General features: G+C 63.7%; 1 pseudogene. It reads right to left on the bottom strand.

Annotated features, from left to right (window positions below):
* Positions 1 to 237 (bottom strand): annotated as a pseudogene (locus G5A07_RS21715) (cyanate hydratase); the annotation flags it as partial.

Here is a 237-nt window from a genome sequence, read left to right as displayed (position 1 = left end):
AGGCGGGCCCGTTGACCATGACCATCTCATAGAAGCGATAGATCAGCGGGTCGGTCGGCGGCATGGACGTGCCGCGATAGGGCACTTCGTTCAGCATCTTCTCTTCGTTGGCCGTGAGGCCGAACAGGGCGGCGGCCTTGGCGGCGAGCGGCTTGACCAGCTTCATCTGGCCGAGCAGGGCACCGACGATCAGCACGGGCGAGATGCCGCCGATCTCCTCGGTGATGTATTTCCAGG

Source organism: Stenotrophomonas sp. AS012628 (genome assembly GCF_010608305.1).
Classification (GTDB): Bacteria; Pseudomonadota; Gammaproteobacteria; order Xanthomonadales; family Xanthomonadaceae; genus Stenotrophomonas; species Stenotrophomonas geniculata.
Note: the sequence above shows the minus strand (reverse complement) of the source record. Positions and strands in the feature narration are given on the sequence as shown.